This is a genomic window from Niabella beijingensis (genome assembly GCF_020034665.1).
Classification (GTDB): Bacteria; Bacteroidota; Bacteroidia; order Chitinophagales; family Chitinophagaceae; genus Niabella; species Niabella beijingensis.
In genome coordinates, this window is the sequence record NZ_JAIQDI010000002.1 from 295,498 (window position 1) to 319,738 (window position 24,241).

The 24,241-nt window shown below is 43.8% G+C and carries 16 protein-coding genes; 12 read left to right on the forward strand and 4 right to left on the reverse strand.

All coding sequences use genetic code 11. The features are described 5' to 3' along the window. Window positions 1-107: 107 nt before the first annotated feature. Complete coding sequence (locus K7B07_RS17285) at window positions 108-1,451, forward strand: sensor histidine kinase (protein ID WP_223711776.1); 1,344 nt, start codon at window positions 108-110, stop codon at window positions 1,449-1,451. 58 nt (window positions 1,452-1,509) lie between these two features. Then, window positions 1,510-1,968 (forward strand): copper resistance protein NlpE, encoded by a 459-nt coding sequence (locus K7B07_RS17290; protein ID WP_223711777.1) that lies wholly within the window; start codon window positions 1,510-1,512, stop codon window positions 1,966-1,968. Here the strand turns inward: K7B07_RS17290 and K7B07_RS17295 are convergent. After that, entirely contained in the window at window positions 1,965-2,615 is a 651-nt protein-coding gene (locus K7B07_RS17295; RefSeq protein WP_223711778.1) for a peptidase M10, read from the reverse strand. The genes K7B07_RS17290 and K7B07_RS17295 overlap by 4 nt on opposite strands. Window positions 2,616-2,744: 129 nt before the next feature. Between K7B07_RS17295 and nth the strand changes: the two genes are divergently transcribed. The 3 genes from nth to K7B07_RS17310 all read left to right on the forward strand — a co-directional run bounded on the left by nth (window position 2,745) and on the right by K7B07_RS17310 (window position 8,443). Then, the gene (nth, locus tag K7B07_RS17300) at window positions 2,745-3,398 is read left to right on the forward strand and encodes an endonuclease III (protein ID WP_223711779.1); all 654 of its coding nucleotides are present in this window, start codon (window positions 2,745-2,747) and stop codon (window positions 3,396-3,398) included. Window positions 3,399-3,760: 362 nt separating this feature from the next. Beyond that, window positions 3,761-6,922 carry a SusC/RagA family TonB-linked outer membrane protein gene (locus tag K7B07_RS17305; RefSeq protein WP_223711780.1) on the forward strand — a complete coding sequence of 1,054 codons (3,162 nt, stop codon included), beginning with the start codon at window positions 3,761-3,763 and terminating at the stop codon, window positions 6,920-6,922. 18 nt (window positions 6,923-6,940) lie between these two features. After that, window positions 6,941-8,443 (forward strand): RagB/SusD family nutrient uptake outer membrane protein, encoded by a 1,503-nt coding sequence (locus K7B07_RS17310; protein WP_223711781.1) that lies wholly within the window; start codon window positions 6,941-6,943, stop codon window positions 8,441-8,443. A gap of 68 nt (window positions 8,444-8,511) precedes the next feature. Here the strand turns inward: K7B07_RS17310 and K7B07_RS17315 are convergent, their stop codons facing one another. The 3 genes from K7B07_RS17315 to folD form a co-directional block, all read right to left on the reverse strand. Continuing rightward, window positions 8,512-9,639, reverse strand: coding sequence for a M42 family metallopeptidase (locus tag K7B07_RS17315; protein WP_223711782.1), 1,128 nt, complete (start codon window positions 9,637-9,639; stop codon window positions 8,512-8,514). A 198-nt stretch (window positions 9,640-9,837) separates the two neighbouring features. Further along, window positions 9,838-10,419: a 7-carboxy-7-deazaguanine synthase QueE gene (locus tag K7B07_RS17320; RefSeq protein WP_223711783.1), complete on the reverse strand. Its 582-nt coding sequence runs from the start codon at window positions 10,417-10,419 to the stop codon at window positions 9,838-9,840. Window positions 10,420-10,594: 175 nt separating this feature from the next. Continuing rightward, complete coding sequence (gene folD, locus K7B07_RS17325; protein WP_223711784.1) at window positions 10,595-11,473, reverse strand: bifunctional methylenetetrahydrofolate dehydrogenase/methenyltetrahydrofolate cyclohydrolase FolD; 879 nt, start codon at window positions 11,471-11,473, stop codon at window positions 10,595-10,597. A 343-nt stretch (window positions 11,474-11,816) separates the two neighbouring features. On the opposite strand from folD, the gene K7B07_RS17330 reads away from it, so the two are divergent. The 7 genes from K7B07_RS17330 (at window position 11,817) to K7B07_RS17360 (ending at window position 24,032) form a co-directional block, all read left to right on the forward strand. Then, window positions 11,817-14,948: a SusC/RagA family TonB-linked outer membrane protein gene (locus K7B07_RS17330; RefSeq protein ID WP_223711785.1), complete on the forward strand. Its 3,132-nt coding sequence runs from the start codon at window positions 11,817-11,819 to the stop codon at window positions 14,946-14,948. A 17-nt stretch (window positions 14,949-14,965) separates the two neighbouring features. Further along, on the forward strand, window positions 14,966-16,636 hold the full coding sequence (locus K7B07_RS17335) for a SusD/RagB family nutrient-binding outer membrane lipoprotein (protein WP_223711786.1): 1,671 nt from the start codon (window positions 14,966-14,968) through the stop codon (window positions 16,634-16,636). Window positions 16,637-16,672: 36 nt separating this feature from the next. Further along, entirely contained in the window at window positions 16,673-17,521 is an 849-nt protein-coding gene (locus K7B07_RS17340; protein WP_223711787.1) for a DUF7015 domain-containing protein, read from the forward strand. A 735-nt stretch (window positions 17,522-18,256) separates the two neighbouring features. Beyond that, on the forward strand, window positions 18,257-21,406 hold the full coding sequence (locus K7B07_RS17345) for a SusC/RagA family TonB-linked outer membrane protein (RefSeq protein ID WP_223711788.1): 3,150 nt from the start codon (window positions 18,257-18,259) through the stop codon (window positions 21,404-21,406). 29 nt (window positions 21,407-21,435) lie between these two features. After that, the gene (locus K7B07_RS17350; protein WP_223711789.1) at window positions 21,436-22,830 is read left to right on the forward strand and encodes a SusD/RagB family nutrient-binding outer membrane lipoprotein; all 1,395 of its coding nucleotides are present in this window, start codon (window positions 21,436-21,438) and stop codon (window positions 22,828-22,830) included. A gap of 11 nt (window positions 22,831-22,841) precedes the next feature. Beyond that, the gene (locus K7B07_RS17355; protein WP_223711790.1) at window positions 22,842-23,555 is read left to right on the forward strand and encodes a BT_2262 family domain-containing protein; all 714 of its coding nucleotides are present in this window, start codon (window positions 22,842-22,844) and stop codon (window positions 23,553-23,555) included. Window positions 23,556-23,570: 15 nt separating this feature from the next. Next, entirely contained in the window at window positions 23,571-24,032 is a 462-nt protein-coding gene (locus K7B07_RS17360) for a lipid-binding protein (RefSeq protein WP_223711791.1), read from the forward strand. Window positions 24,033-24,241 lie beyond the last annotated feature (209 nt).

Below are 24,241 nucleotides of genomic sequence, written 5' to 3' on the forward strand. Positions count from 1 at the left end.
TGAATTGCTTCTATAAAAGCAAGTTAAAGTATAAAGGTAATCAGATTTACGGTTTTTACAGATGCGGATCGATGATTATATTTGCTGTTACCCAGTTTTTAACGTCTGTGAAAAAATTATTTGTACTTATTACCGTATTGATCCTGCTTTCCCTGTTAGGGATCATTCTTATCCAGGTTTCCTGGCTAAAGAACATGGCCATTCTCAAGGAGGACCAGGTACGTCAGAAAATAGATAATGCGGTGAAGGAGGTTGGTGCCGAACTGATCCAGTACAAAACCCAGTACAGCACCCCTTACAACAACGATATTCCCCTTTTCCCCAGGTCTGCCCATGATTTTTTTAAGCGGAACACCATTCATGCTAAAATGAGCTATCAGCAGCTGTACAACCGGGTGAGGAAGTCATTTGACAACGCCGGCCTGGAAGATCTGGGCTTTGAATTCCTGCTGACGCTGAGCAGCGATCAGCCGTTTGATCCTGTGGAAAAACAGACACCTAATTACGCACGGGCCAATGCAGACACGGTACACAATTATTCTGCAAAAGGAGTGGGGATCGTGGTGTCAAGCGGCTCGGCATTTGAAAACCCGGATGAAGCCTTGTGGGTGGTGGCCCTCAATTACAAGCGGCTGGTGATGCGCTCCCTGACGGAAAGCATTATCCTGGCGATATTGTTTACGCTGGTTATCGTGGCCGCGTTCTTTGTAACGATCTACACGATGCTGCGGCAGAAAAAACTGGGTGAGATAAAGAATGACTTTATCAATAATATGACGCATGAATTTAAGACACCTATTGCCACTATTTCGCTTGCTGTTGATGCGTTAAAAAACGAAAAGGTCATGTCCAGCAGGGATCGGATGTCTTATTTCAGTGGCATTATCAAAGAAGAGAACCAGCGCATGAACAAACAGGTGGAGGCCATTTTAAAAGCGTCGCAGTTTGAAAAACAGGAGGTGGTGCTGGATAAAACACCGGTGCATGTACATGAGATCGTAAAACTGGTAGCGGATAAATTCCTGTTGCAGCTGCAGGAAAAGAACGGCAAGGCTGAGCTGAACCTGAATGCCTCGAATGATCTTATAAAAGGTGATGAAGTGCATTTTACCAACCTGGTAAATAACCTCATCGACAACGCGGTAAAATATTCCAAGGACAATGTTCCGATCCATCTGAAGATCGCCTCTTATAATTCAGGGGGGAAACTGGTACTGAAATTTGAGGACAATGGTATTGGCATGACCAAAGAAACCCAGAAGCGGGTATTTGAAAAATTCTACCGGGCGCATACCGGAAACCTGCATAATGTAAAGGGTTTTGGACTGGGATTGAACTATGTGAAATCCGTTACGCAATCGCATAACGGATCGATCAAGGTGGAAAGCGCATTGGGTAAGGGAAGTGTATTTACGCTGGAGTTCCCGCTGGATCCGGATACCCGGGACTGACCGGGCAGGTTCAGTAATGGCCTTCCGATACGTTTTATCTGACAAAAACTGAATAGACATGAAACGGTGGTATTATTTTGTCCTGTTGCTCGGAATGGCGGGTTGTGCCGGGGAAGGGGCAGACAATCGATCACAAAAAGACACAACAGTTTACAGTTATTCATCTGCTCCAATACCGGATTCGGTGAAAGCAGGTACGGATACGATCCGGTTTGAAGGTACTTATTCCGGGATACTGCCCTGCGCCAGTTGTGAGGGGATCGAAACCAGCATCACCCTGTTTGATGACCGGTCTTTTGCTATGAAAGAAATGTACAAAGGGGAGCAACCCGATTCTTTTATCAACAAAGGTAAATACGATGTGCGCGGCAATATCCTGTACCTGAAAATGGATGGTGCCGGGATAGAGCGGCCGGTGATGTACACCATCACGCCCAATGCACTTACCCAGCTGGATATGGATGGGAAGGAAATAAAAGGAGCGCTGGCAGGGCACTATGTGCTTATAAAGAATTAAAGCAATGTCTGATGATCGGGATGCCATACACTGCTGAAATCACCGATGATAGCTCTATTATTCCGGAAATCCAGGCGCTCTATATTCAGTAAAGCAATATCTTCTTTCCGCACTTTCCGGTACATGGGATGCAGGGTACCGCCTTTGGTACCGGCTGCCTTATCCGGTTCGTACTGGTACTGCGGATCTACCAGCGTTCCGCGGGGATACATAATGCCGGGCAGGCCTTTCCCTCTGAAATCAATATCTGAGGGGTGCTCCAGGCCCAGGGTGTGCCCATACTCATGAGCGGCGGTAGTGGAGCCCTTGTACAGGTTTTCCAGTTTAAAATACCCGGTATTACAGCCCAGGCCATCAACAAAGGAGATATTGCCGGCTGCATATTCTTCAATCCTGAAATAATTATTGCGGGGATCATCATTTCCCAGAATTTCTTCAGGGGCAATATCCGGCCGGTATACTGCCGTGATCCGGAATTCCACGCGACCGGGAATACCTTTCAGGTACACCGTTCCACCGGGCTCGTTCCACATCTGTTCGATCTCTGCTCTTATCTGTTCCGTAATGCTGTCGTTTGCAGCATTTCCATAAGTGATGATATGAGAAATGATCCGGATGGTATCGTTGTTGTATTCAACCGTCCCCATATACTGAACGCTTTTATTTTAAAGTATGATACCGCGCTGTGGCGGAATAATTGTAAGATACATTTTTATGGTGTTTTAGCGGCTGCATTTATGGCTAACATATTTAAACGTATTTTTGTACGTTTGTTTATGACTAAGAAAGAACGGTATCAATTTGTTGTTGATTATTTCCAGGAGCATATGCCCAATCCGGAAACAGAGCTGGTATATGACAACCCCTACCAGCTGCTGGTGGCGGTAATTCTTTCCGCACAGTGTACGGACAAGCGGGTGAACATGACCACTCCCTTTATTTTTGAAAAATACCCTGATCTTTCAGCGCTGAGTCATGCCACTTTTGATGAATTATTCCCGCTTATCAAAAGCATTTCTTATCCGAACAATAAAACAAAACACCTGATCGGCATGGCGCAAAAGGTCATGGAGGATTATAGCGGGCAGATACCGATGACCGTAAATGAGCTGATCACCCTGCCGGGTGTGGGACGGAAAACAGCCAATGTTATTACTTCTGTAGTGGAACAACAACCTAATATGGCGGTGGATACCCATGTATTCCGCGTGAGCAAACGCATAGGGCTTGTATCCCCGAAACTGACGACACCGCTTGCCGTGGAAAAAGAACTGGTCCGGAATATTGCTCCCGGTCTGATTCATAAAGCCCATCACTGGCTGATCCTGCACGGACGGTATACCTGTCTGGCAAGAAATCCCAAATGCAGGGAATGTGGTTTGCAGCAGGCCTGTATCTATTTTCAAAGCCAGCTAAAACAAAAAAGCTGACTTATTTTTTGAAGCGCACACTATTTATATTTATAAATCGTTAGTTAATGACAGTCCGGCATAAAAGTTGCCGGGTAGAAGCATATGATTGGATCATATGAGTGCCTTTTTTAATAGTAAATAAGAATATTGGAGATGTGTTGCATCAACTCTTTTTCCCGAGAAGGAGTGTTGTTGTTTTGCGGCGATCTGTAGGTGACCGGTACTTCATTCTTAAAAGAAGCAGGAAGAATTCTTTTTTGTTTTAGGAATTGATGTTACTTTAGAGCTGCAATAACGTTTTTGCAGGCTGCCTGTTGAAAACCGTATTGTTTGTTTGGCTGTTTAAAGGCCTTTAGACCGTTTAATTAATTTTAATATATATGAGAAATCGTAAACTCCTGCCCGGGTTTTTTCCGGGCTGTTATTCAAAAGCGAGGTACTGTTTTATTGCCGCCGTTTTCGGATGGGGGGTCGTTCCGGCAACGGAAGGACGCGCAGCACCTGCCATTGCTTTTCAGCAAACAAAGACTACTGTTACCGGGAAGGTCACCAATGAAAAAGGGGAACCACTTCCCGGGGTGACCGTGCAGGTAAAAGGCGCATCAGTTGCAGTGGTAACCGATGAGTCGGGAACGTTCTCCATTAATTTAACGAATGCCAATGCCACGCTGGTCTTCAGCGCTGTGGGATATGCCGGGGCAGAAGAAGCAGTGAATGGAAGGACGGACCTGGGTACCATTGTACTGAAAGATGCTTCCAGTTCGAAACTGGAAGAGGTGGTGGTAATCGGTTATGGTACGGCCCGGAAGTCGGACCTGACGGGAGCCGTAACCACTTTAAAATCAGATAAACTAATGGACGCGCCGGTGCCCAATGTAACACAGGCATTACAGGGAAAGGTTGCGGGGGTGGAAGTAAGCGTGAACAATAATGCACCGGGTGCCGGTGCCAAAGTACGCATTAGGGGCTTGGGTTCTATCAACTCCAGTCTGGATCCCCTATATGTGGTGGATGGTGTGGTTGGAGTAGATGCGAACACCTTAAACCCTAACGATATCGCATCTATGGAAGTTCTTAAAGATGCATCATCTACTGCCATTTACGGTGCCCGTGGTGCCAATGGTGTGGTGATGATAACGACGAAGAGAGGACGCAGGGGAGGAACGCAGGTTTCCTATGAGGGTAATGTGAATGTGGCGCAACTATCCCGGCATCTGCGTTCGTTAAATGCGACCGAATTTATGAAGGTCTATAACGACGCCATGGCCAATGCAGAAAAGTTTAACCCTGATCCGGTAAATAGCCCCTATACACCACCGCCGGCATTGAATCATGCAAATTACCCCGATCTGTTTGATGCAAATGATCAGCCCCTTTACAACACCAACTGGGAATCGGAAGTTTATAAACCTGCTGTTTCTACCAGTCATCAGCTGAATTTCCAGGGCGGAAATGAAAAAACGACTTTTGGCCTTTCACTGGGTTACCTGGATCAGAATGGGATCATGGCCGAATCCTGGTTCAAACGGTATTCTGCCCGGTTCACGTTGGATAATGAAGTAAACAAGTGGTTGAAGGTCGGAGGAAGCATCGGTGTTGTAAAAGGACTGCAACGGATGGTTTCCGATGGTAATGGTGGGCTGAATGTTCCGCGGATGGTGGGGGAAGCATTGCCCATCCTTCCTGTAAAATACCCGAATGGCAAATGGGCCGGCAATAGTGACATTGCAGGTATGGAGGGTGGTCCCAACCCGGTTCATATTGCAAACAACCGCTATTCGCTGAATAATACGATCCAGACCCTGGGTAATACTTACCTGTTATTCCGGATCGCCAAAGGATTAGAATTCAAGTCTGACTTCGGTTATAACCTCAATAATCTGAAAAATAATTTCTACTCAGCAATGGATCTGCACAACCTTTCCTGGGACCAGGGCGGTGAAGCAAATTTAAATACCTATCAGAATGTATACTGGCAGTCGGAGAATTACCTGACCTGGAATAAGGATTTCTCAAACGGACACCGGATGACGGCCATGCTGGGTGCCTCCTGGCAGGAGTACAATCAGGAGCGTCTCCGTGCAGATAACCAGCAATTCATTGATGATATTTTTCAATGGCACTATTTGCAGGCGGGTGCGGTAAGGAATGCTTCCGAATCGGAAGACTACCGCTGGGCAATGAACTCCTATTATGCAAGGGTGACCTATAATATCCAGAACAAGTATTTATTTACTGCTACCGGCCGTTATGACGGTTCTTCCAAATTTGGTAAGAACAATAAATACGCCTTCTTTCCCTCTCTGGGTGTAGCCTGGCGGGCATCTGAAGAAGATTTCCTGAAAAACAGTACCGTTGTCAGCGATCTGAAAATAAGGGCAAGCTATGGAGCTGCCGGTAACCAGGAAATTGATCCTTATACCTCTTTACAGAAGATCCAGCCGGGCTCTACCATACTGGGGGAAAATCAGTCCACCACCCTGGTACCTACCAATATGGGAAATCCGGATCTGAAATGGGAAGTGTCCTGGCAGGGCGATGTAGGAGTTGAATTGGGACTCTGGAACAACCGGGTATACCTGACAGCCGATGCGTATTCGCGCACCACAAAAGACCTGCTCTTGCAGACACCGATTCCCTGGTCTGCAGGATTTGATCAGGCCTATGTATACCGCAATGTCGGATCTGTGAGAAATACAGGATTGGAGATCAGCCTGAATACAGTGAATATTGATCATCCAGATTTTAAATGGTCGACGAATTTTATTTTTGCTACTAACCGCAACCGTATCCTGCAATTGAACGATGGTAATGCGGATATTTTTCCTGGACCCAACTTTTTGGGTCAGACCAATATCCTGCGTGTAGGGGAAGCCATCGGCACGTTCTGGGGGAGAACCCGTTTGGGTACCTATAGTGAAGATGAAGCAGCTTTGGCTGCAACACAGAATCTGAAGCCAGGCGACCGGAAATACCTGTTAAATGAGGATGGCAGCGAACATTATGGGGTGATCGGAAGAGCAAATCCTAAATGGACGGGGACCTTTTCCAGCACACTGAATTATAAAAATTTTGATTTTTCCTTTGATATCCGCTTTGTTCAGGGTATGAACACTGCGGCCACTTTTAAGCACTCTACAGAAGACCGTCAGACAATTGCCAACAGTCTGGCAACCGTACTGAACGCCTGGACCCCGGATAACCAGAATACGATGATCTCCCAGGTACGTCCTTATAAATATGCGCAGGATTCTAAGTTTGATACCTGGTGGGTGGAAGATGGTTCTTTTATCCGCGGACAGAATTTTATATTGGGCTATTCTATTCCCAAAACTACCGTTGATCGCTGGAACATTCAAAAGTTAAGGATTTATGCGAGTGTTCAAAACCTGTTCCTGAGTACCAAATACACCGGATATGATCCCGAAGTCGATACGTACAACACAAGAGTAGGAAGTAACGGAACGTTTTCACAAAACCTCGATTTCTTTTCCTACCCGCGCCCACGTGTATGGAACCTGGGTGTCAGCCTCGTATTCTAACAATAAAATATGAACAAAATGAAAAATAGAAAATATTTATTGGGTGCTGCGCTGATCTTATTGCTGGCATCCTGTACAAAGTTCCTGGAAGAAGAGCCCACTTCCTTTATAACACCCGATTCTAAACTTACCAGCAGTAAAGTGGCAAGGGCTTTTGCGGACGGCTGTTATCAGAACCTGAGCAAAGCAGTTCTTGGAGGACAGCCCTCCTCTTACGGTGGTAATACCTGGAACCTGATGGAATATATGACCGGAAAATCCGGAAGTGATCTGGGCCAGACAAATTACACTATGTTTCAAAGCCTCAGTTACAACAGCACCTCGTTTTATTTCGATACCTGGTGGCAATACTTATATAAAGGAATTGGCGCCTGCAATCAGGCCATTGTTTCTATCCCTAAGATTGATGGAATAGGTGATGGAGAAAAAACGAATATGGTAGCGGAAGCCCGTACATTGAGGGCACTTTACTATTTTTACCTGGTGCGTATGTATGGTGCTGTTCCTAAAGTTACGGAACTGGCCACCGATTTTGAAGAGCTGAAAGTGCCAAGGACACCTGCCAAAGCGATCTATGACAGTGTGATTATCCCTGATTTGTTGATTGCGGAAAAATCCGGCCTGCCCTGGAGGAGTAATACGATTTCCATGGGAGCGGTAAAAGCTATTCTGGCAGACGTCTATCTAACCTATGCCGGCGCGGCAATCAATGGTGGAAATGAATATTATACGGAGTCTGCAAAACGTTCCCTCGATGTGATTAATAATGGGGCGTACAGCCTTTTTCCTGAATATACCGATATGATCAACCCTGCGAATAAGAACACAAAGGAATTTATTTTGCAGGTACAATATTCAGCTGCAGCCAATCAGAACAATCCATTGACCCCGCTGACCATTCCAAACTATTCCGGGATCTCCAAGTATTCGGATGAATACGGGTCGGTGTATCCGACCAAGCAGTTCATTGCATCCTTCCCGGCCGGCGATAAACGCGCGAAAGAGCGTCAGTTTTTTTACAGCAGTTACCCCAGTGCCAAGGACGGTAAGCTGGTCACTTTTTCACATCCGTACCTGTATAAGTGGTTTGATGTAAATGCTGTTACTAATACGCTCAAGTCCAATTTAAACTATACCCTGTATCGCTATGCCGATGTATTGCTGCTGTATGCGGAAGCTTCCAACCGGGCTGAAGGAGCACCCAATGCGCGGGCACTGCAGAGCCTGAATGCCGTTCGTGCGAGAGCACAACTGGCGCCTTTTTCAAATACGGGCAAAGATGCCTTTGAAAAAGAGGTATGGCTGCAACGTTATTTTGAACTGTGCTTTGAAAACAAAATGTGGTTTGATATGCTGCGCACCAGAAAGGTGCACAACGATGTTACCGGCAACTGGGATAATTTCGTGGGGCATAAAACCGTGTTCAACGCTACGTTTTCGGAAAAGCAATTATTATTCCCCGTTCCGAAACAGGAAATTGATGTGAACCCCAACCTGCTACCCAATAACCAGGGATTTTAATTTGCAACAGGGTTTAAAAATAAAAAAGGGTCTGGCAATACCAGACCCTTTTATTTTGGAAAAGATGATTACAGGTAATTCAGCTTTGTCTGTGGCGTAAGCGCCAGCAGGGTCTCATACATCAGCCGGATGGTATTTTCGATGTCTCTTTTATGGATCATCTCCACCGTTGTATGCATATACCGCAACGGCATTGATATCAGCACAGAAGGACAGCCGTCATTGGCATAGGCAAAAGAGTCCGTGTCGGTTCCCGTACTGCGGCTCAATGCCCGCCATTGTACAGGGATCTTGTGCTTTTCTGCAATGTTCTCCACAAAACCCAACAGTTTGTTGTGTACAGCGGGGGCATAAGCCAGTGAAGGCCCGTTGCCGCAGAGCACATCGCCTTCAATATTTTTATTGATCATCGGCGTGTTGGTGTCATGTGTCACATCGGTTACAATAGCAATATCGGGTTTGATCCGGCGTGCGATCATCTCGGCACCGCGCAACCCGATCTCTTCCTGGACGGCATTGACAACGTAAAGACTGTAAGGCAGTTTTTTCTTGTTTTCTTTCAGCAGGCGAGCCACTTCTGCGATCATAAAGCCGCCAATACGGTTATCAAATGCCCGGCCCACAAAATGGTCCCCTGCCAGTTCATCAAAACCATCCTGGTAGGTAACCACAGCGCCTACATGAATGCCGAGTGCTTCGATCTCTTTCTTGCTGCGGGCGCCGCAATCCAGCCAGATGTTTTCTGTTTTAGGCTGTGTTTCATTTTCTTTTCCGATACGTGTATGGATGGCCGGCCAGCCGAATACGGCTTTTACCGGTCCTTTTTTACCATGTATAAAAACACGCTGCGCCGGAGCGATCTGGTGGTCGGCCCCGCCGTTGCGTTTTACATAGATCAGTCCCTTATCGGTGATATAATTTACAAACCAGCCGATCTCATCCGCATGTGCTTCGATCACTACTTTAAAGGGCTGATCCGGGTTAACAATCCCCACAGCAGTGCCGTAGGGGTCTACAAATTCGGTATCAATATAAGGGCGCAGGTAATCCAGCCATAATTTTTGTCCCCAGGATTCAAATCCCACAGGAGATGCATTGTTGATGTAATTCTTCAGAAACCCAAGTGCCTCTGTTGTTAAGACCGGTTTTACTGCTTTCCCTTTTTTTTCTTTTTTCGTCGTATTTGCTTTTGCCATAATAAGAATTTAACAGCATCAAACGTACATAAATTTATCAAGATTGGATGATGAAAAGTGAGTGAGCAGAACTCTGACAGCTGATAGCTGAAGGCTTAAAGCTGATCGCTGAAATCTCAATGCTCAAATCTCAAAAGACAGGAAGCAAAAAACGGGATCTTTCGGTAGGGCTCAAGGCTGATAGCTGACAGCTTCCTTCTAAGGAACATTAATGTATTTATGGAGCTGCAGACTCAGCTCCCATTCCGGATGTTCTTTGATGTAATCGACAATAAGCGGTGTCATCTGTGCTGCCTTGCTCCATTCCGGTTGTAAATAAAGCCGGCATCCGGGTGCAACCTGTGCAGCAAATTGCTCGCCCCAGGCAAAGTCCGTTTTGTTATAGACGATGACCTTCAGCTCATTTGCCTTTGGAAGGAGCTCCGGCAGGGGTTGTTTGAATTTTTTTGGCGAAAGGCAGATCCAGTCCCAGTTGCCGGAAAGGGGGGAAGATCCGGAGGTTTCAATATTGGTAGCGATGCCGTTTTCATGAAGCACGGCGGTTAACCGGTCCAGGTTATGGAGCAGTGGCTCTCCCCCGGTGACCACCGCAATGGGAGCAGGGGTGTTTTTCACTGCAGCGGCGATGTCTTCTATTGTCAGATGGGGGTGTGCATCGAATGACCAGCTTTCCTTTACGTCGCACCAGGTACAGCCCACATCGCAGCCGCCCAAACGGATAAAATAAGCTGCTTTTCCCTGGTAGAACCCTTCTCCCTGGATGGTATAAAAATGCTCCATTACCGGAAGGGTTGTACCGGTACCGGCGGACAGGATGTTATATGCTGTTTGCTGTTTGATACGTTCGGATTATAATGTACAAAGCTACGGAAATAAGCGCATGCCCAGGGGCAGGCGGTTTCAGGTCAATTGCCCACCACCGGTGATACAGGACTGGTGATCAAAAAGCTGAAAGCTAATTCCTGTTATCACAGGATTTAAATGTATTCTTCATCAGTGCCGCGATGGTCATGGGGCCTACACCTCCGGGAACAGGTGTGATAAAGCTGGTTTTCGGCGCTACATTCTTAAAATCGACGTCACCCACCAGGCGATGTCCCGATTTTTTTGAAGCATCTTTTATTCTTGTAATGCCCACATCAATAACAACGGCACCCTCTTTCACCATGTCTGCGGTCACAAATTCGGGAATGCCGATAGCCGCCACAATGATATCTGCCTGCAGGCAGATCGCTTTAAGATCGTTGGTTTTGGAATGACAAAGGGTCACGGTACAGTTACCGGGATTGGTATTGTTACTTAATAAGATGCTCATGGGCCGGCCCACGATATGACTTCTGCCGATCACAACAGCGTGTTTTCCCTTGGTTTCGATCTTATAATGCTCCAGCAGCAACATAATGCCGTAGGGAGTTGCAGAAACAAACGCATCTTTCTCTCCCAGGGTCATTTTGCCAATATTTATGGGGTGAAAACCGTCCACATCCTTGGAGGGATCGATGGTTTCGATTACTTTTTTCTCAGAAATATGCTCAGGAAGCGGCAGCTGTACCAGGATGCCGTCCACATCCATATCCTCGTTCAGTTCCTCTATCTTTTCCAGCAGCTTCAATTCCGTCACATCTTCCTCAAAATGAATAAGTGTGGAGATAAAACCGATCTCGTTACAGGTCTTTACCTTGGAGGCCACATAGGTTTCGCTGGCGCCATTGGTGCCTACCAGGATGGCTGCGAGGTGGGGGATTTTTTTGCCGGTGGCGGCCCGTTGTGCCACGTCGATTTCCAGTGTATCCAGGATCACTTTTGCTGTTTCTTTTCCGTTCAGTAGTTGCATAGGCTGCAAACCTACATAAAGTTTAGGAGGAGGGGTAAAAATTTTATGTGGACGGTATAATGGAGCAAAACTGACTGATGAATTAATTATTTTTCAAAAAACTAATTGACTTAAATCAATTTTTTAGATATTTTCTAAACTTTTTAAATCATTTCAACTTGATGAAAATCAATTTATAGCAATAAATTATAACACTTTTATTGATTTTGTTGATAATAAAAAGTTAAAAAGAGATAAATTTTTTGTTAAAAAAATGTATTTTCAAACTGAGAAATGTTTGACAACCCGTACCTGAAGGTTGATCAATACTGCTGTTATTTATTCTTTTAACAAAAAAAAATACATGAGAAAAATTGTACCATTGCTTACAATGCTTATGGCCATTTGTATAACGGGCTATTCGCAAACAAAGACAGTAACCGGCTCTGTTGTGGATGAAACCGGGCGGCCAATTCCCTTCGCCACAATAACCGTAATTGGAGCAAACCTGGGAGTTGCAGCGGACGATGAAGGGCATTTTTCCATCAATGTCACCACTGGGGCGATTCTTGAAATTTCTGCTACAGGATTCAATACTATTCAAAAGAACAGCGCTGAAAATTTAAAAGCAATAATGCTTGTCAAAAGTGGTAAAGAAACAATCGAGGAAGTGATAGTTACTGCTTCTGGTTTAACAATGTCAAAAAATAAGGTTGGTTATGGTAGCACCGTACTTACGTCTGATAAACTGGTGCAGGCTTCTCCTCAAAATGTCACTTCCGCCTTGGCTGGTAAAGTTCCGGGTTTGCAGATTAATGCTGTAAATGGAGGGGTAAATCCCAGTTTTAGTGTTGTGCTGAGAGGCTACAGGTCTATAACAGGAAATAATCAGGCATTGATTGTATTGGATAATGTCATTGTGCCCAATGAGGTTGTAGGAAATTTGAATCCGAATGATATTGAAAATATTTCAGTATTAAATGGAGCATCAGCTGCGGCCTTATATGGATCGCGTGCATCGAACGGTGCGCTGATTATTACCACAAAGAAGGGCTCTTACCTCAAAACAGAAGTAACTATTTCCCAAACGATTTCAGCACAAAGTGTTTCTTTTTATCCAAAGCTTCAGAAACAGTTCGGGTCAGGATCTACTGCATACATTCAGGAATATCTGCCCTACGAGAACCAGCAGTATGGACCGGCATACGATGGATCCAATGTTGAAATAGGTGATTTCCCGTTACCAAGCGGGAAAACCCAAACTGTTCCTTATGCCTGGAACAGCAAAGAAGGAAAGCTGAATTTCTGGAAACCGGCTCTTTCCTCGCAAACTGATTTGTCGGTGTCTACTCCCACAGGAAAAGGGAGAATCTATTTTGGAGCGCAGTATCTGAATGCCAACGGTGTTGTAGAGAATGATAATTTTAAACGTACAACTTTTAGTCTTGGTGGTACCGAAAAAATATATCCGAATCTTAGCCTGGATTATTCAATGCGTTATAATCAAAATGCCTATGATATTGTTCAAACTGGCGTGCTTGCTGCCCTTTATGATCAGATATTAAATACACCAGGGCATATTCCGGTTACGAGGTATAAAAACTGGCAGGTGGACTCATTTGCCATGCCGGATTTTTACTATAACGCATTTTATAACAATCCTTACTTTATAAAGGATAATAATCGTTCGAGAACAAAAAATGAATACCTGCTCGGCAATGTATCTCTGAAGTATTCTCCGCTTAGCTGGCTGGATCTGACGGGTCGGCTGGGTATTACATCGAGGAATTACAATGTAAAAAACTGGACAAATATTTACCGGTATAGTCAGTATGCAAAAGATCATACAAACGGCTCCTATAAAAAATCCGATATCACAGGTAGTGTGAATGATGCAATGGGAAATGAAATTAGTTTGATCGGCGATTTTCTTGCTACATTTAAAAAGAAGGTCTCAGATTTTGACTTGCAGTTGACATTGGCCGGCCAGTTAATCCAGGAGGAAGGTAAAGCTTTAAATGCCGGCATTACTGGATTGGGCGTTCCCGATTTATTTAATATTTCAAATCAGATAGCTCCCCCAACAGCAGGGGAAAGCAATTTTAGAACCCGCACAGTAGGTTTCTATGCGGATTTTTATGGAACATGGAAGAATATGCTCACATTACACCTGACGGGCAGACGAGATGAAGTTTCTGTACTGGATCCGGGTTATAATGTATTCTATTATCCTGCAGGCGACATTTCTTTGCTCTTACACAAAGCAATTCCGGCGATCGCCAGTAGCAGGGTTATAAATGCTTTGAAGATCAGAGCAGCAATGAGTAATGTGGGAAATGTAAACCTGGGCCCATACAGAACCAAACCTACTTTTGGCCAAGGTGCAGGTTACCCCTATTCTGGCAATGTTGGTTATTCTATTGGTAATACAATCGTTCAGGAAGGCTTAAAACCCGAATTTACTTTTTCCAAAGAAGCAGGATTTGATATCGATCTTTGGAACAGCAGGATTTCAGCATCTTTTACGATTTATGGGCAAGAGACAAAAAACCAGACAATGCCAGCGAGTGTTACCCAATCGACCGGATTTACAACATATATAACGAATACGGGGAATACTAAGGGAAGTGGGATAGAAACCAGCCTGTCCGTAACACCTATACAAAAAGAAGATTTTTCACTGACGGTCGGAGCAAACTACACCTACAACAATAATAAAGTTGTTGACCTGGGATTAGGTGATCTGCAACTATTCCGAATGTTATTCTTTGGTGACGGAACTGGTGTTTACGCTGCAACAGGCAAAGCTTTTCCTGCACTTTATGTGACCGATTATTTAAGGGACTCAGCTACAGGCAAAGTAATTGTAGATGCGGTGACCGGATATCCTACTTTAAATCCTAATATTACGTATGCCGGAAATACACAACCCCTTCATCGTTTAGGTTTAAATCTGGATGCGGACTACAAGGGGATTGCTTTGAGGACAGTATTTGAATACCGGGGGGGCTATGTGATGTATAACGGTTTGGGAGGCACTCTTGACTTTTCAGGTGCCGGGATCAATACTGCGATGTATAACAGAGAACGGTTCGTGTTTCCTAACTCCGTATACAAGGACCCGGCAACAGGAAAATATGTGGATAACACAAATATTACAGTGGCGGACGGAGGACCAAACTTTTGGACTCAAAACGATACCAGGCGCGCAGTGACGATGAACTATGTTACATCAGGGGCATTCTGGAAACTTCGTGAAGTGTCCCTGAGTTACCGTCTTCCACAAACGATATTGAATAAAACCGGCTTTATTAAAGGCGTAGAAATTGCAGCCATCGGACGTAATCTGTTTGTGTGGACTCCTAAGTCAAACGTATACACTGACCCGGAATTTACCGCAAATGCAAACGGAACCGGAAATAGTATCGGGTTGAATGATTTAGGTCAGATACCACCATCCCGGTATTATGGTGGTACACTCACGCTTAAATTCTAATAAACTAAAACATGAATATGAAAAAGATTTCAATATATATATTTTCCATACTTGCCTTTGGAGGTTGCAAAAAATTTGTAGATATTAATGATAACCCAAATGCAGCTACAGGAAAGATCGATGAAGAGGTACTAATGCCAAAAACCATCGTGGAATATGCAAACGGCGGTCCGGCTGCTGATCTTTATGGCGCAGGAATGGTGGGCTACTTAGTGAATCCTGGCGGCGTGTCCGGCTTTGGCTCGGTAATTACGTATAATTACGGGCCGGGCGATTTTGCAGCTTTTTGGAATATTTATGATAATATACAGGACCTGAATGAAATTATAAAAAGAGGAGAGACCGACCCTTCGTTCCTTTATTACTCCGGTGCTGCAAAAGTATTAAAGGCGTTAAGCTATCAGCAACTGGTGGATACGTATAATAATGTGCCTTATTCGGCAGCAAACCAGGGTGGTAATAACCTGACCCCGGAGTATGACAAAGCAGAAGATATTTATAAATCACTGGCGAGCCTTGTTGATGGTGCAATGAAAGATTTTACAGATGGTGCTGTTAATCCTACTTCGCTGGCATTGACCAATGCAAGGGATCCTCTCTTTCAGGGCAATATAACCAACTGGAAAAAGCTAGCAAATACAGTAAAACTCCGGATCATATTAAGGGCGAAGGAGAAAATTGCGTTTGAAAATACAACGTTTTCTTCCGATGGTTTCTTAACAGAGGACGCTATTGTGCAACCGGGTTATACAAATGTTGATGGCAAAGTGAATCCCACTTGGACAAGAGCATACAATGTAGCAGGATCACAACAGGGGGGCGGATTGCAGCAAAGAGTACCTTCATTTTATATTTTGGGTTTTTACAATAACAATAAATTGAACGACAAATTCAGGGGATATCTGATGTATCGTTCATTTCCAAATCCGGGTGTCAACCAGCTTGGATTCGATCCGGGTACAGATGCCGCTGCAAGGGTTAAAGCTCCCAATGATTGGTTTTTAGCAAAAGGAACGCCTTCTGCATCTAACTTTTTGGGCATCGGTGTATTTAAAGGTCCGGATGCGTTTCAACCCATTGTGTTGGCTGCTGAGAGTTATTTCCTGCAGGCAGAAGGGGCGTTAAAGGGACTTGTTACTACCATCACAGCAAAAGAGGCATTCGAAAAAGGGATCCTGGCTTCTTTTACGTATCTGAATAAGGATAAAAATAATGCAGTGTCTACCACCATTTCAGTGAATAAGACGACAGGGGAACTGGTGAAGGACAAACCAGCTAATGATCCCAATTACGTGGCCATTAACCCCGCATCAGAGGTTGAAACTTATAAAGCAGATAATAGTGGTAATTATCTCGTTGATTTTGATCTTGCAACGACCAGTGAGCAAAAGTTAGAGGCGATCATTACCCAGAAGTATATCGCGTTAAATCTTCTGTTTGGAGGAGAAGCCTGGAATGAATACCGTAGAACCGGATATCCCAAAACAACACAACCCAGCGTCGCAAATAAATACACCAGTTTTGCTTCTTTGCAATCTTTAGCCACCACCCCAGATAAGCTTCCCACAAGAATCCAGTACCCTACAAATGAGTTTCAATATAATACAGTTAATGTTAACGCTCAAAAAGGCACTGCACCGAATGGTGGTATTAACGTATTGGCAGATAAGATTTTCTGGGCAAAGTAAAACTAAAATACTTTATTTATTAATAATACTACTTATATGAAAATAATTGCATTTTTTTTGTTTTTATTTACTCTTACTGGGCTTTATTCCTGTCTGAAGGATGACAGCACTATAATTAAACCAGAGGGTAGCAACAGTGTTGTCGAATTTGGTAACCCCAGTGGGTTGAGCTCAAATACTACCGATCCTTTACGATTTTACATACTAAGTTTTGATATTTCACCATTAGATACAATTGTAATACCAATTACCTATTCGGGGCCAAGAGATGCTGGCAAAGATATTACAGTTGATATTGCATTGGAACCAACACTAGTTGATGATTATAATGAAGCACATGATGAGGCGTACGAAATACTGAATTCTAATATTTATACGCTTCCGGCTACTGTAGTTATTAAGAAAGGCTCTAGGATTGCAAATTTGATAATTCCTGCTAAAATTGATCAAATTGATTTTGATGCATCCTATGTGCTGCCTTTGAAAATTACAAGTGCTTCAGGAGAAACCATAGGTGCAAATTTCAGTAAGATTTTAGTTAGCATTGGTCCTAAGAACAAATATGATGGTAAATATAACTATAAATCGTCTGCAGCTCAAACATTATTGCCTAACAGAAATGCAAACGTGGAGCTGAGAACAGCCGGACCCAATCGTGTAAGACTAATACCTGGTTTAGTCGCTAATTATTCTAATGAAGTATATTATAATATTGATCCAATTACAAATCGCGTGACGACAGAAATGACGACTTTATTACCAATTGGAAATAACTTTCCGGAAAGTAGATATGATCCAGGTACTAAAACATTTTATCTTAAGTGGACTTCAGATGGAGGGGCAAGGTTTTATGAAGAGACAATTACTTATCAAGGACCTAGATAAATTTAAAAGTATTTGTACATGAGGATGTGGATAGGGCGGCCCAAAGGTATAATTTGATAAGCCGCTTTATTTTTTTACAGTGCATGATCAAAGTATATAAGACTTTACTGATGAGTTATTATCATTTTATAGTGAAATATCGAAGGCGCTTATAACCTGATTGTTCTGTATGATTGTAAATAAATTAGGGTTGACGGCATACATGAGAAGAAGCTTGTAGCTCTAACGATTACGCTCTTGTTAAACTCAATTAGGAGACAGTTTAAGGACGTCTATAGAGGAATTTTTTCTTGATTTTACCGTCGGATAAGAAATGTCAATCCTAAATCGTAATGTTAATATAAATAGTCAAGCAACCTGTGTAACACCCTAACATATAAACCGGGAGATCTGCATTTTCTCTAAATGCGGAAGGGGAAGTCATTTTTTTGATTCAATGCAGTCGTCCCGAAAGGGATGGGGATGGAAAATTTCCAAAAAATGCATTGATTTAAATCAAATTTTTTGATTTTTTCCAATAAATACCGGATCTGTACAAGCGATTGTAAATCAGCTTGAAATGTTCGCTATGCAACTATTTCTATCTTGAATTAACGGTTGTTAGTGTTTGGGGAAGGTTAAAAAAACATCAACATTTTGTTAAAACATTGTACTTTGCGATACATTTCTTGACAAACTGTTTTGTTGTGAAGTTGACTTTATGACTGACTATTTTCTATTAACAAAAAAAAATCCATGAGAAGACTTGTATTGCTATTAGCACTCCTTGCCTGCTCCATGTTGGTTTTTGCCCAGACAAAAACGATAACAGGTGCTATTAAGGATGAAGCAGGGAATGCGATTCCCTTTGCCACTGTCGCGGAAAAAGGAACGAAAAACGCCATTTCTGCTAATGCCGATGGAAATTTTAGCATAAGCGTCAAAGAAGGCGCAACGCTTACGATTTCGGCAGCAGGGTTTAATTCCATTGATAAAAGCACAATGGAAAACCTGAAAGAAATTATTTTAAACAAAGAAGGTAAAGAGACGATCGAAGAGGTGGTCGTTACAGCCGTTGGTGTAAAACGGTCTGAACGTTCGTTGGGTTATGCTTCCACACAGGTAAATGCCGACGAGTTGACTGCCAACGGTAACAGAAGTGCATTAAATGCATTACAGGGAAAGGTCCCCGGGGTGGAAATTACTTCTGCTTCCGGTGCACCGGGTGCATCTACCCGTATCATTATGCGTGGTTTTAGCTCTCTCGGTGGTTCAAACCAGCCACTTTATGTAGTGGATGGGGTACCCGTAAGTAATGGGCAGGTAGGTGAAACCGATCTGAATGGCGGCCTGGATTTTGGTAACCGCGGAAACGATATTAACCCGAATGACATCGAATCGATAAATATCCTTCAGGGTGGTTCAGCAACAGCTCTTTACGGATCCCGGGCAGCATCCGGTGTGGTGCTTATCACAACAAAGAACGGGTCGAAATCAAATGGCAAGGCCAGTGTTGATATCGCTTCTGCAACAACTTTTGAAACGCCGCTCCGGCTGCCCTTTATGCAGAATGAATTCGGACAGGGATGGTATAATCGGACAACGGCTGAAGGGGGTGATTTGCAGGAAAACGGTAGCTGGGGACCGCGCTTTGACGGCGTAAATCGTCCCTGGGGATTTGTGGTAGATAATCAGCAGCTTGTTAAACCTTATTCTGCGCTTAAATCCAATGTGAGGGACTTTTTTGATGTTGGAAAGACATTAAATAATTCAGTATCAGTAAAAAATGGGGATGAAAATAAAAGCTATTATGTCTCTTACGGAAATATTCTGGCCGATGGTATTATGCCCACAGATGCAGATTCTTATAAAAGACATAATGTGGCATTGAGGGGGAACACTAAATTTTTAAAGATATTTAATGTAAGCGCCTCCGTAAATTATATCAATAAATCTTCAAAATATGTATTGACAGGGCAGGATCAGTCTGTGCTCGATGGTTTATGGCAGGCTCCAAGGGATATTAGTTTTGTAGACCAGGAAGACTATCATAATAAATTTTATAACGTTGACAACTATTATACATTATACGCTCAGAACCCGTATTATGTACTGAAAGAACACGGGAACCGGTTCGAGGAAAACCGGATATTCGGAAATTTGTCTGTTGATGCTAAAGTGACCCCCTGGTTAACGGCTACTTTTAAAGCAGGTAATGACGCCTCCAGCAGCACTGCAAAGAGCTGGAGGGCGATAACACAATCAGCCAGAACAAAAAGTAATGAGGAGTTGGGACGAGTGACGGAATCTTCTTATTCTTCCTCTGAGTTTAATACGGATTTTTTCCTGAATATTAAACCACAGATCAGCCAGGATTTTACATTGGATGCGATTGTGGGGCATAACTTCAACCAGCGGGATGGCCGCACACAAACTTCAGAGGTAAGAGGACTGGATATTCCCGGGTATTATAACCTGGCAAACAGCTCCTCGACTCCTTCGGTTACCGCTACCCTGTCAAAACGCAGGTTGGTGGGATTGTATGCCAGTGCCAACCTCGGATTTAAGAATATGCTGTTCCTGAATCTTACCGGCCGGAATGACTGGTCCTCCACACTGCCTGCTTCAAACAGGTCCTTCTTCTATCCGGGAGCGAGCCTGAGCTTTGTGTTCTCCGAATTGCTCACCAATAAAGACGTATTGTCATTTGGTAAGATCCGGATGGGAGCTGCAAGGACTGGTAAAGACGCAGACCCCTACCAGATCTATTCGGTGTTAAATCAAGCCTCTTTTACAGATGGATACCGCAACTTCGATTTCCCGCTTGAGGGCGGCGTTAATGGTTTTAGTGTATCTAACTTAATAGGTAACCAAAGTTTGAAACCTGAGATCTCAACCGACTATGAGATCGGTACCGATCTGAAATTTTTCAGAAACAGGATCGGATTGAATTTTACAGCTTATAACAAGATCGTAACAAACCTTATCTGGACCTCCACAATTCCTTCAAGTACCGGATTTACAGCCCAGACGCAAAACCTTGGTAAAATAACCAACAAAGGAGTTGAAATTGCGTTGAGCGTTATCCCGGTACAAAATCAGGACTGGAATTGGGAAGTGTTTTCCAACTACTCGCGCAACCGTAACCTGCTTGTAGAGCTGGTAGAAGGACTGGATCAAATTCCTCTGGGTGGTACCGGATCAATCGGCTTTGTTGCCCGTCCTGGAAATCCACTCGGTTTATTTGAAGGAACGGTGGTGGAAACCGACCCACAGGGAAGAGTTGTGGTAGATGCCAAGGGCTTACCGATTATGAAGGCGGAGAAACAAGCATTGGGCACATCTCAGAACAATTTCAGGATCGGCGGAGGAACGACATTAAGTTATAAGAACTGGAGCATGCGACTGGTGGGTGATTATCGCAAAGGTGGTGTCATGTACTCCCGCACAGCAGAGATGATGTATTTTACCGGAAATGCGATCCAGACTACATATAATGATCGGCAGCCGTTCATTGTACCCAACTCGGTACAAAAAGTGGGTGACACGTATGTAGAAAATACAACACCCATTGCTGGGTTCGATCATAATCTCAATTTGTATTTCAATCAGGATTACAATGCGGGTGTTGGATCTGCCTATGTGTTGATGTCAAAAACCTTTTTCAAATTAAGAGAATTCAGTTTATACTATTCATTCCCCAAAGAGTGGATTTCCAGATCCTTTATCCGGTCCGTTGATCTGGGCCTTATTGGTACGAATTTGCTGTTGTGGACTCCGAAATCTAATCCATTCACCGACCCCGAGCAAACAACATTTGGTACTGATATGGCGGCTGATTACGGAGATTTTGGTGCAGCTCCAACTACCCGGAGTATCGGTTTTAACTTAAAACTCGGGTTTTAGAACATTACTAAACACTAAAAAGGAAAATAATGAATATTAAGAATTATATACTAATCTTTATAACCGCCGGAGTGCTTGGAAGCGGTTGTAAAAAGGGTTTTTTTGATATTAATGTAAGCCCGAACAGCCCGGAGGAAGCCACACCTGCCCTGGTGCTGCCGAGTGGGGTAGCCGGCTCCGCATTTGTTTTTGGCGGATATTACCAGGCGGTAGGAGCTTACTGGACGCAGCAATATACTCAGGCGCCAGGAGCCTCGCAATGGGCCAGCTGGGAGTCTTATAATCTGACGGACAATGATTTTGACCGGCAGTTCACACTCCTTTATGCTGGTGCGCTTTATGATTACAAATACGTAAAAACTATGGCGAGTGCTGCAGGAAACTGGAAGTTCTACGCGATCGCCGGCTTAATGCAGGCCTATACCTTTCAGGTGCTGGCAGATGTATATGATAAGATCCCTTTTTCTGATGCACTGAATGGTGAAGGAAACTTACAGCCCAAATATGATGACGGACCGGCTGTTTATGAAGGAATATTAGCGTTGATCGATGACGCACTGTCTAAAGATTTTACAGCATCAACGGTAAAGGATCCGGGGACCACAGATGTGATCTTTGGGGGGAATATGGCCAAATGGCAGCAGTTTGCCAATACCCTGAAACTGAAGATCTATCTCCGTTATGTAAATGTGGACGCTAATAAATACGCCACCCAGATCAAGGCATTGCTGGACGAAAACAACTTCCTGGCAGAAGACGCTGCATTTACTTCCTTTAAGGACCAGGAAACCGGTTACAACCCCTTCTATAACACATTTGTGAGCCGTTTGGCTGGTAATGTGATTGCAAATACAACCTTAATGAGCTGGCTGACCGAGCATGACGATGCCAGAAGGGGGGGGATATATAAAGCTTCCGAAACCGGCAATGCCTGGACCTCTTTAAATACAGGTGACTTTCAGACAACCCCCGGGGCAACCATTAAAAACTATGCAACACCTAATATCAATAGTACTTATCCGGTGTACTTTTTTACAAAAGAAGAGGTATTATTCCTGGTTGCCGAAGCAGAAGCCCGTTACGGTACTGCTGCCAAGGCAAAAGCAGCCTTCGATGCAGGTGTAGAAGCTTCGTTTAAAAGTTTTGGCCTGGCAGGAGACGCGATTGTATACCCATACAACGGTATACCATCGATTATTGAGCAAAAGTGGGTAGCAGCTGCCAATAAAAGAGCATTGGAAGCATTTTTTGACTATAACAGGACCGGATACCCGGCAAATACCTTTACCAAGTCAAAGACATCCATCTGGACAAACGATGATCGGCCCAAGCGGTTCTTTTTTCCGGCAAGCGAACGTAAATCTAATTCCAATACACCAAGCAGAGTCGACCTGAATGTACCGGTATGGTGGGCTAAAAAATAAAAAACAAAGACATGAATAAGAAAATACGAAATATACTGATTCTGTTGGCAGTGTGCGTTACCATGATATCCTCGTGCAAAAAAGATTCTAAAGGTGTATCTTTTGTAACAACTTATGCTGATATAGTACTGAAAAGCACCAGTACAATAGCATGGCAAATAGGTGAGCCATTTGTAGACCCGGGATTCACGGCAAATGAAGGAGAAACTGATCTTACTCAATCTGTGACCGTAAAGTCTAATGTGGATGTTTCAAAACCTGGTGTATACTCGGTGTCCTATACGGTTTCAAACAGCGATGGATTTCCTTCAACCGTAACCAGGGCAGTGGTCGTTTGCGAAACAGCAGCGCCATTAAACGGCTTTTACCAGTCCTCCATCGTCCGGAACGGTTCTACCAAGCGCGGGCCGTTTGCCCAGTTGATTTACGGGATCGGAAATAACCGGTACCATGTTCAGGATCTATTAGGAGGCTGGTATGATATAGGAAGCGCATACGGTCCGGCATATGCGGGTGCGGCAATCGTTGAGTTAAAAAATAATAATACATTCGAATTGATATCTTCAGAAGCTTTGGGATTCTCCGAAGGATCAGCTCCCATTTTTACAACACCGGCTACTTACAACCCACAAACAAAGACCATTGCTTTTACCAGTATGATGGCAGACACACCAGACTATTTGTTTGCGGTAACCATGGTTAATTCCGGATCTATAAATCAATAGTTAAAATTTGAAATTATGAAAAAGAGTAAAATATATTTATCAGGCAGCTTACTTATTCTGTCCCTTGTCTTTTTCTCCTGCCAGAAAAAAATTGAAAAGGAATATAGTTGGGCTTACCCGGTGGCTGGTGATTGGACACTAAAGGCTCATGTGGGTACCGATGAAGTAGCAGGACCTTTTGAGGTGAAAATTTATAATTCTTCCTTTGGTCAGGATTCCATCTGGATCGACGATTATAACGGCAACTTCTACCAGATAAAATTCAAGGCAAAAGTGGATATGTCGAATCTGACATTTCAAACAGGGGGGTCTAAAAATGCTATATCCGGATACGATATCGATGTGAAAGTAACAGATGGAAAGGTCATTAACAATGATAGTCTTTCCTTTAAAGTAGAGTTTTCGGATGATCCGGGAACGATCTTTACAGTAGCCGGTCACCGGACAACCTCTTACGACGAATATATGCAGAATTAATATAAGCTGTTTATAACCTATAAAAGGGAGCTGTTTCAAAAACGGCTCCCTTTTTATTTGAATGTGGATCGATCCACACTTTGCAGGATGGTTTTTAGATAGCGTTTATAATAGAAAAATCAGTTGGGGCCAGTTGACTATATCTTACCCGATGAGTTTCCAATCGCTGATATAAGATAATACCTCAAACCATAGTGAGGAAAACTGTG

Excerpts from the sequence above, each read along its gene's own strand:
- K7B07_RS17310 (WP_223711781.1), top strand. The coding sequence starts at position 6,941 with ATGAAAAATAGAAAATATTTATTGGGTGCTGCGCTGATCTTATTGCTG.
- K7B07_RS17305 (WP_223711780.1), top strand. The coding sequence starts at position 3,761 with ATGAGAAATCGTAAACTCCTGCCCGGGTTTTTTCCGGGCTGTTATTCA.
- nth (WP_223711779.1), top strand. The coding sequence starts at position 2,745 with ATGACTAAGAAAGAACGGTATCAATTTGTTGTTGATTATTTCCAGGAG.
- K7B07_RS17360 (WP_223711791.1), top strand. The coding sequence starts at position 23,571 with ATGAAAAAGAGTAAAATATATTTATCAGGCAGCTTACTTATTCTGTCC.
- K7B07_RS17345 (WP_223711788.1), top strand. The coding sequence starts at position 18,257 with ATGAGAAGACTTGTATTGCTATTAGCACTCCTTGCCTGCTCCATGTTG.
- K7B07_RS17355 (WP_223711790.1), top strand. The coding sequence starts at position 22,842 with ATGAATAAGAAAATACGAAATATACTGATTCTGTTGGCAGTGTGCGTT.
- K7B07_RS17320 (WP_223711783.1), bottom strand. The coding sequence starts at position 10,419 with ATGGAGCATTTTTATACCATCCAGGGAGAAGGGTTCTACCAGGGAAAA.
- K7B07_RS17335 (WP_223711786.1), top strand. The coding sequence starts at position 14,966 with ATGAAAAAGATTTCAATATATATATTTTCCATACTTGCCTTTGGAGGT.
- K7B07_RS17350 (WP_223711789.1), top strand. The coding sequence starts at position 21,436 with ATGAATATTAAGAATTATATACTAATCTTTATAACCGCCGGAGTGCTT.
- folD (WP_223711784.1), bottom strand. The coding sequence starts at position 11,473 with ATGCAACTACTGAACGGAAAAGAAACAGCAAAAGTGATCCTGGATACA.
- K7B07_RS17295 (WP_223711778.1), bottom strand. The coding sequence starts at position 2,615 with ATGGGGACGGTTGAATACAACAACGATACCATCCGGATCATTTCTCAT.
- K7B07_RS17290 (WP_223711777.1), top strand. The coding sequence starts at position 1,510 with ATGAAACGGTGGTATTATTTTGTCCTGTTGCTCGGAATGGCGGGTTGT.
- K7B07_RS17330 (WP_223711785.1), top strand. The coding sequence starts at position 11,817 with ATGAGAAAAATTGTACCATTGCTTACAATGCTTATGGCCATTTGTATA.
- K7B07_RS17340 (WP_223711787.1), top strand. The coding sequence starts at position 16,673 with ATGAAAATAATTGCATTTTTTTTGTTTTTATTTACTCTTACTGGGCTT.
- K7B07_RS17315 (WP_223711782.1), bottom strand. The coding sequence starts at position 9,639 with ATGGCAAAAGCAAATACGACGAAAAAAGAAAAAAAAGGGAAAGCAGTA.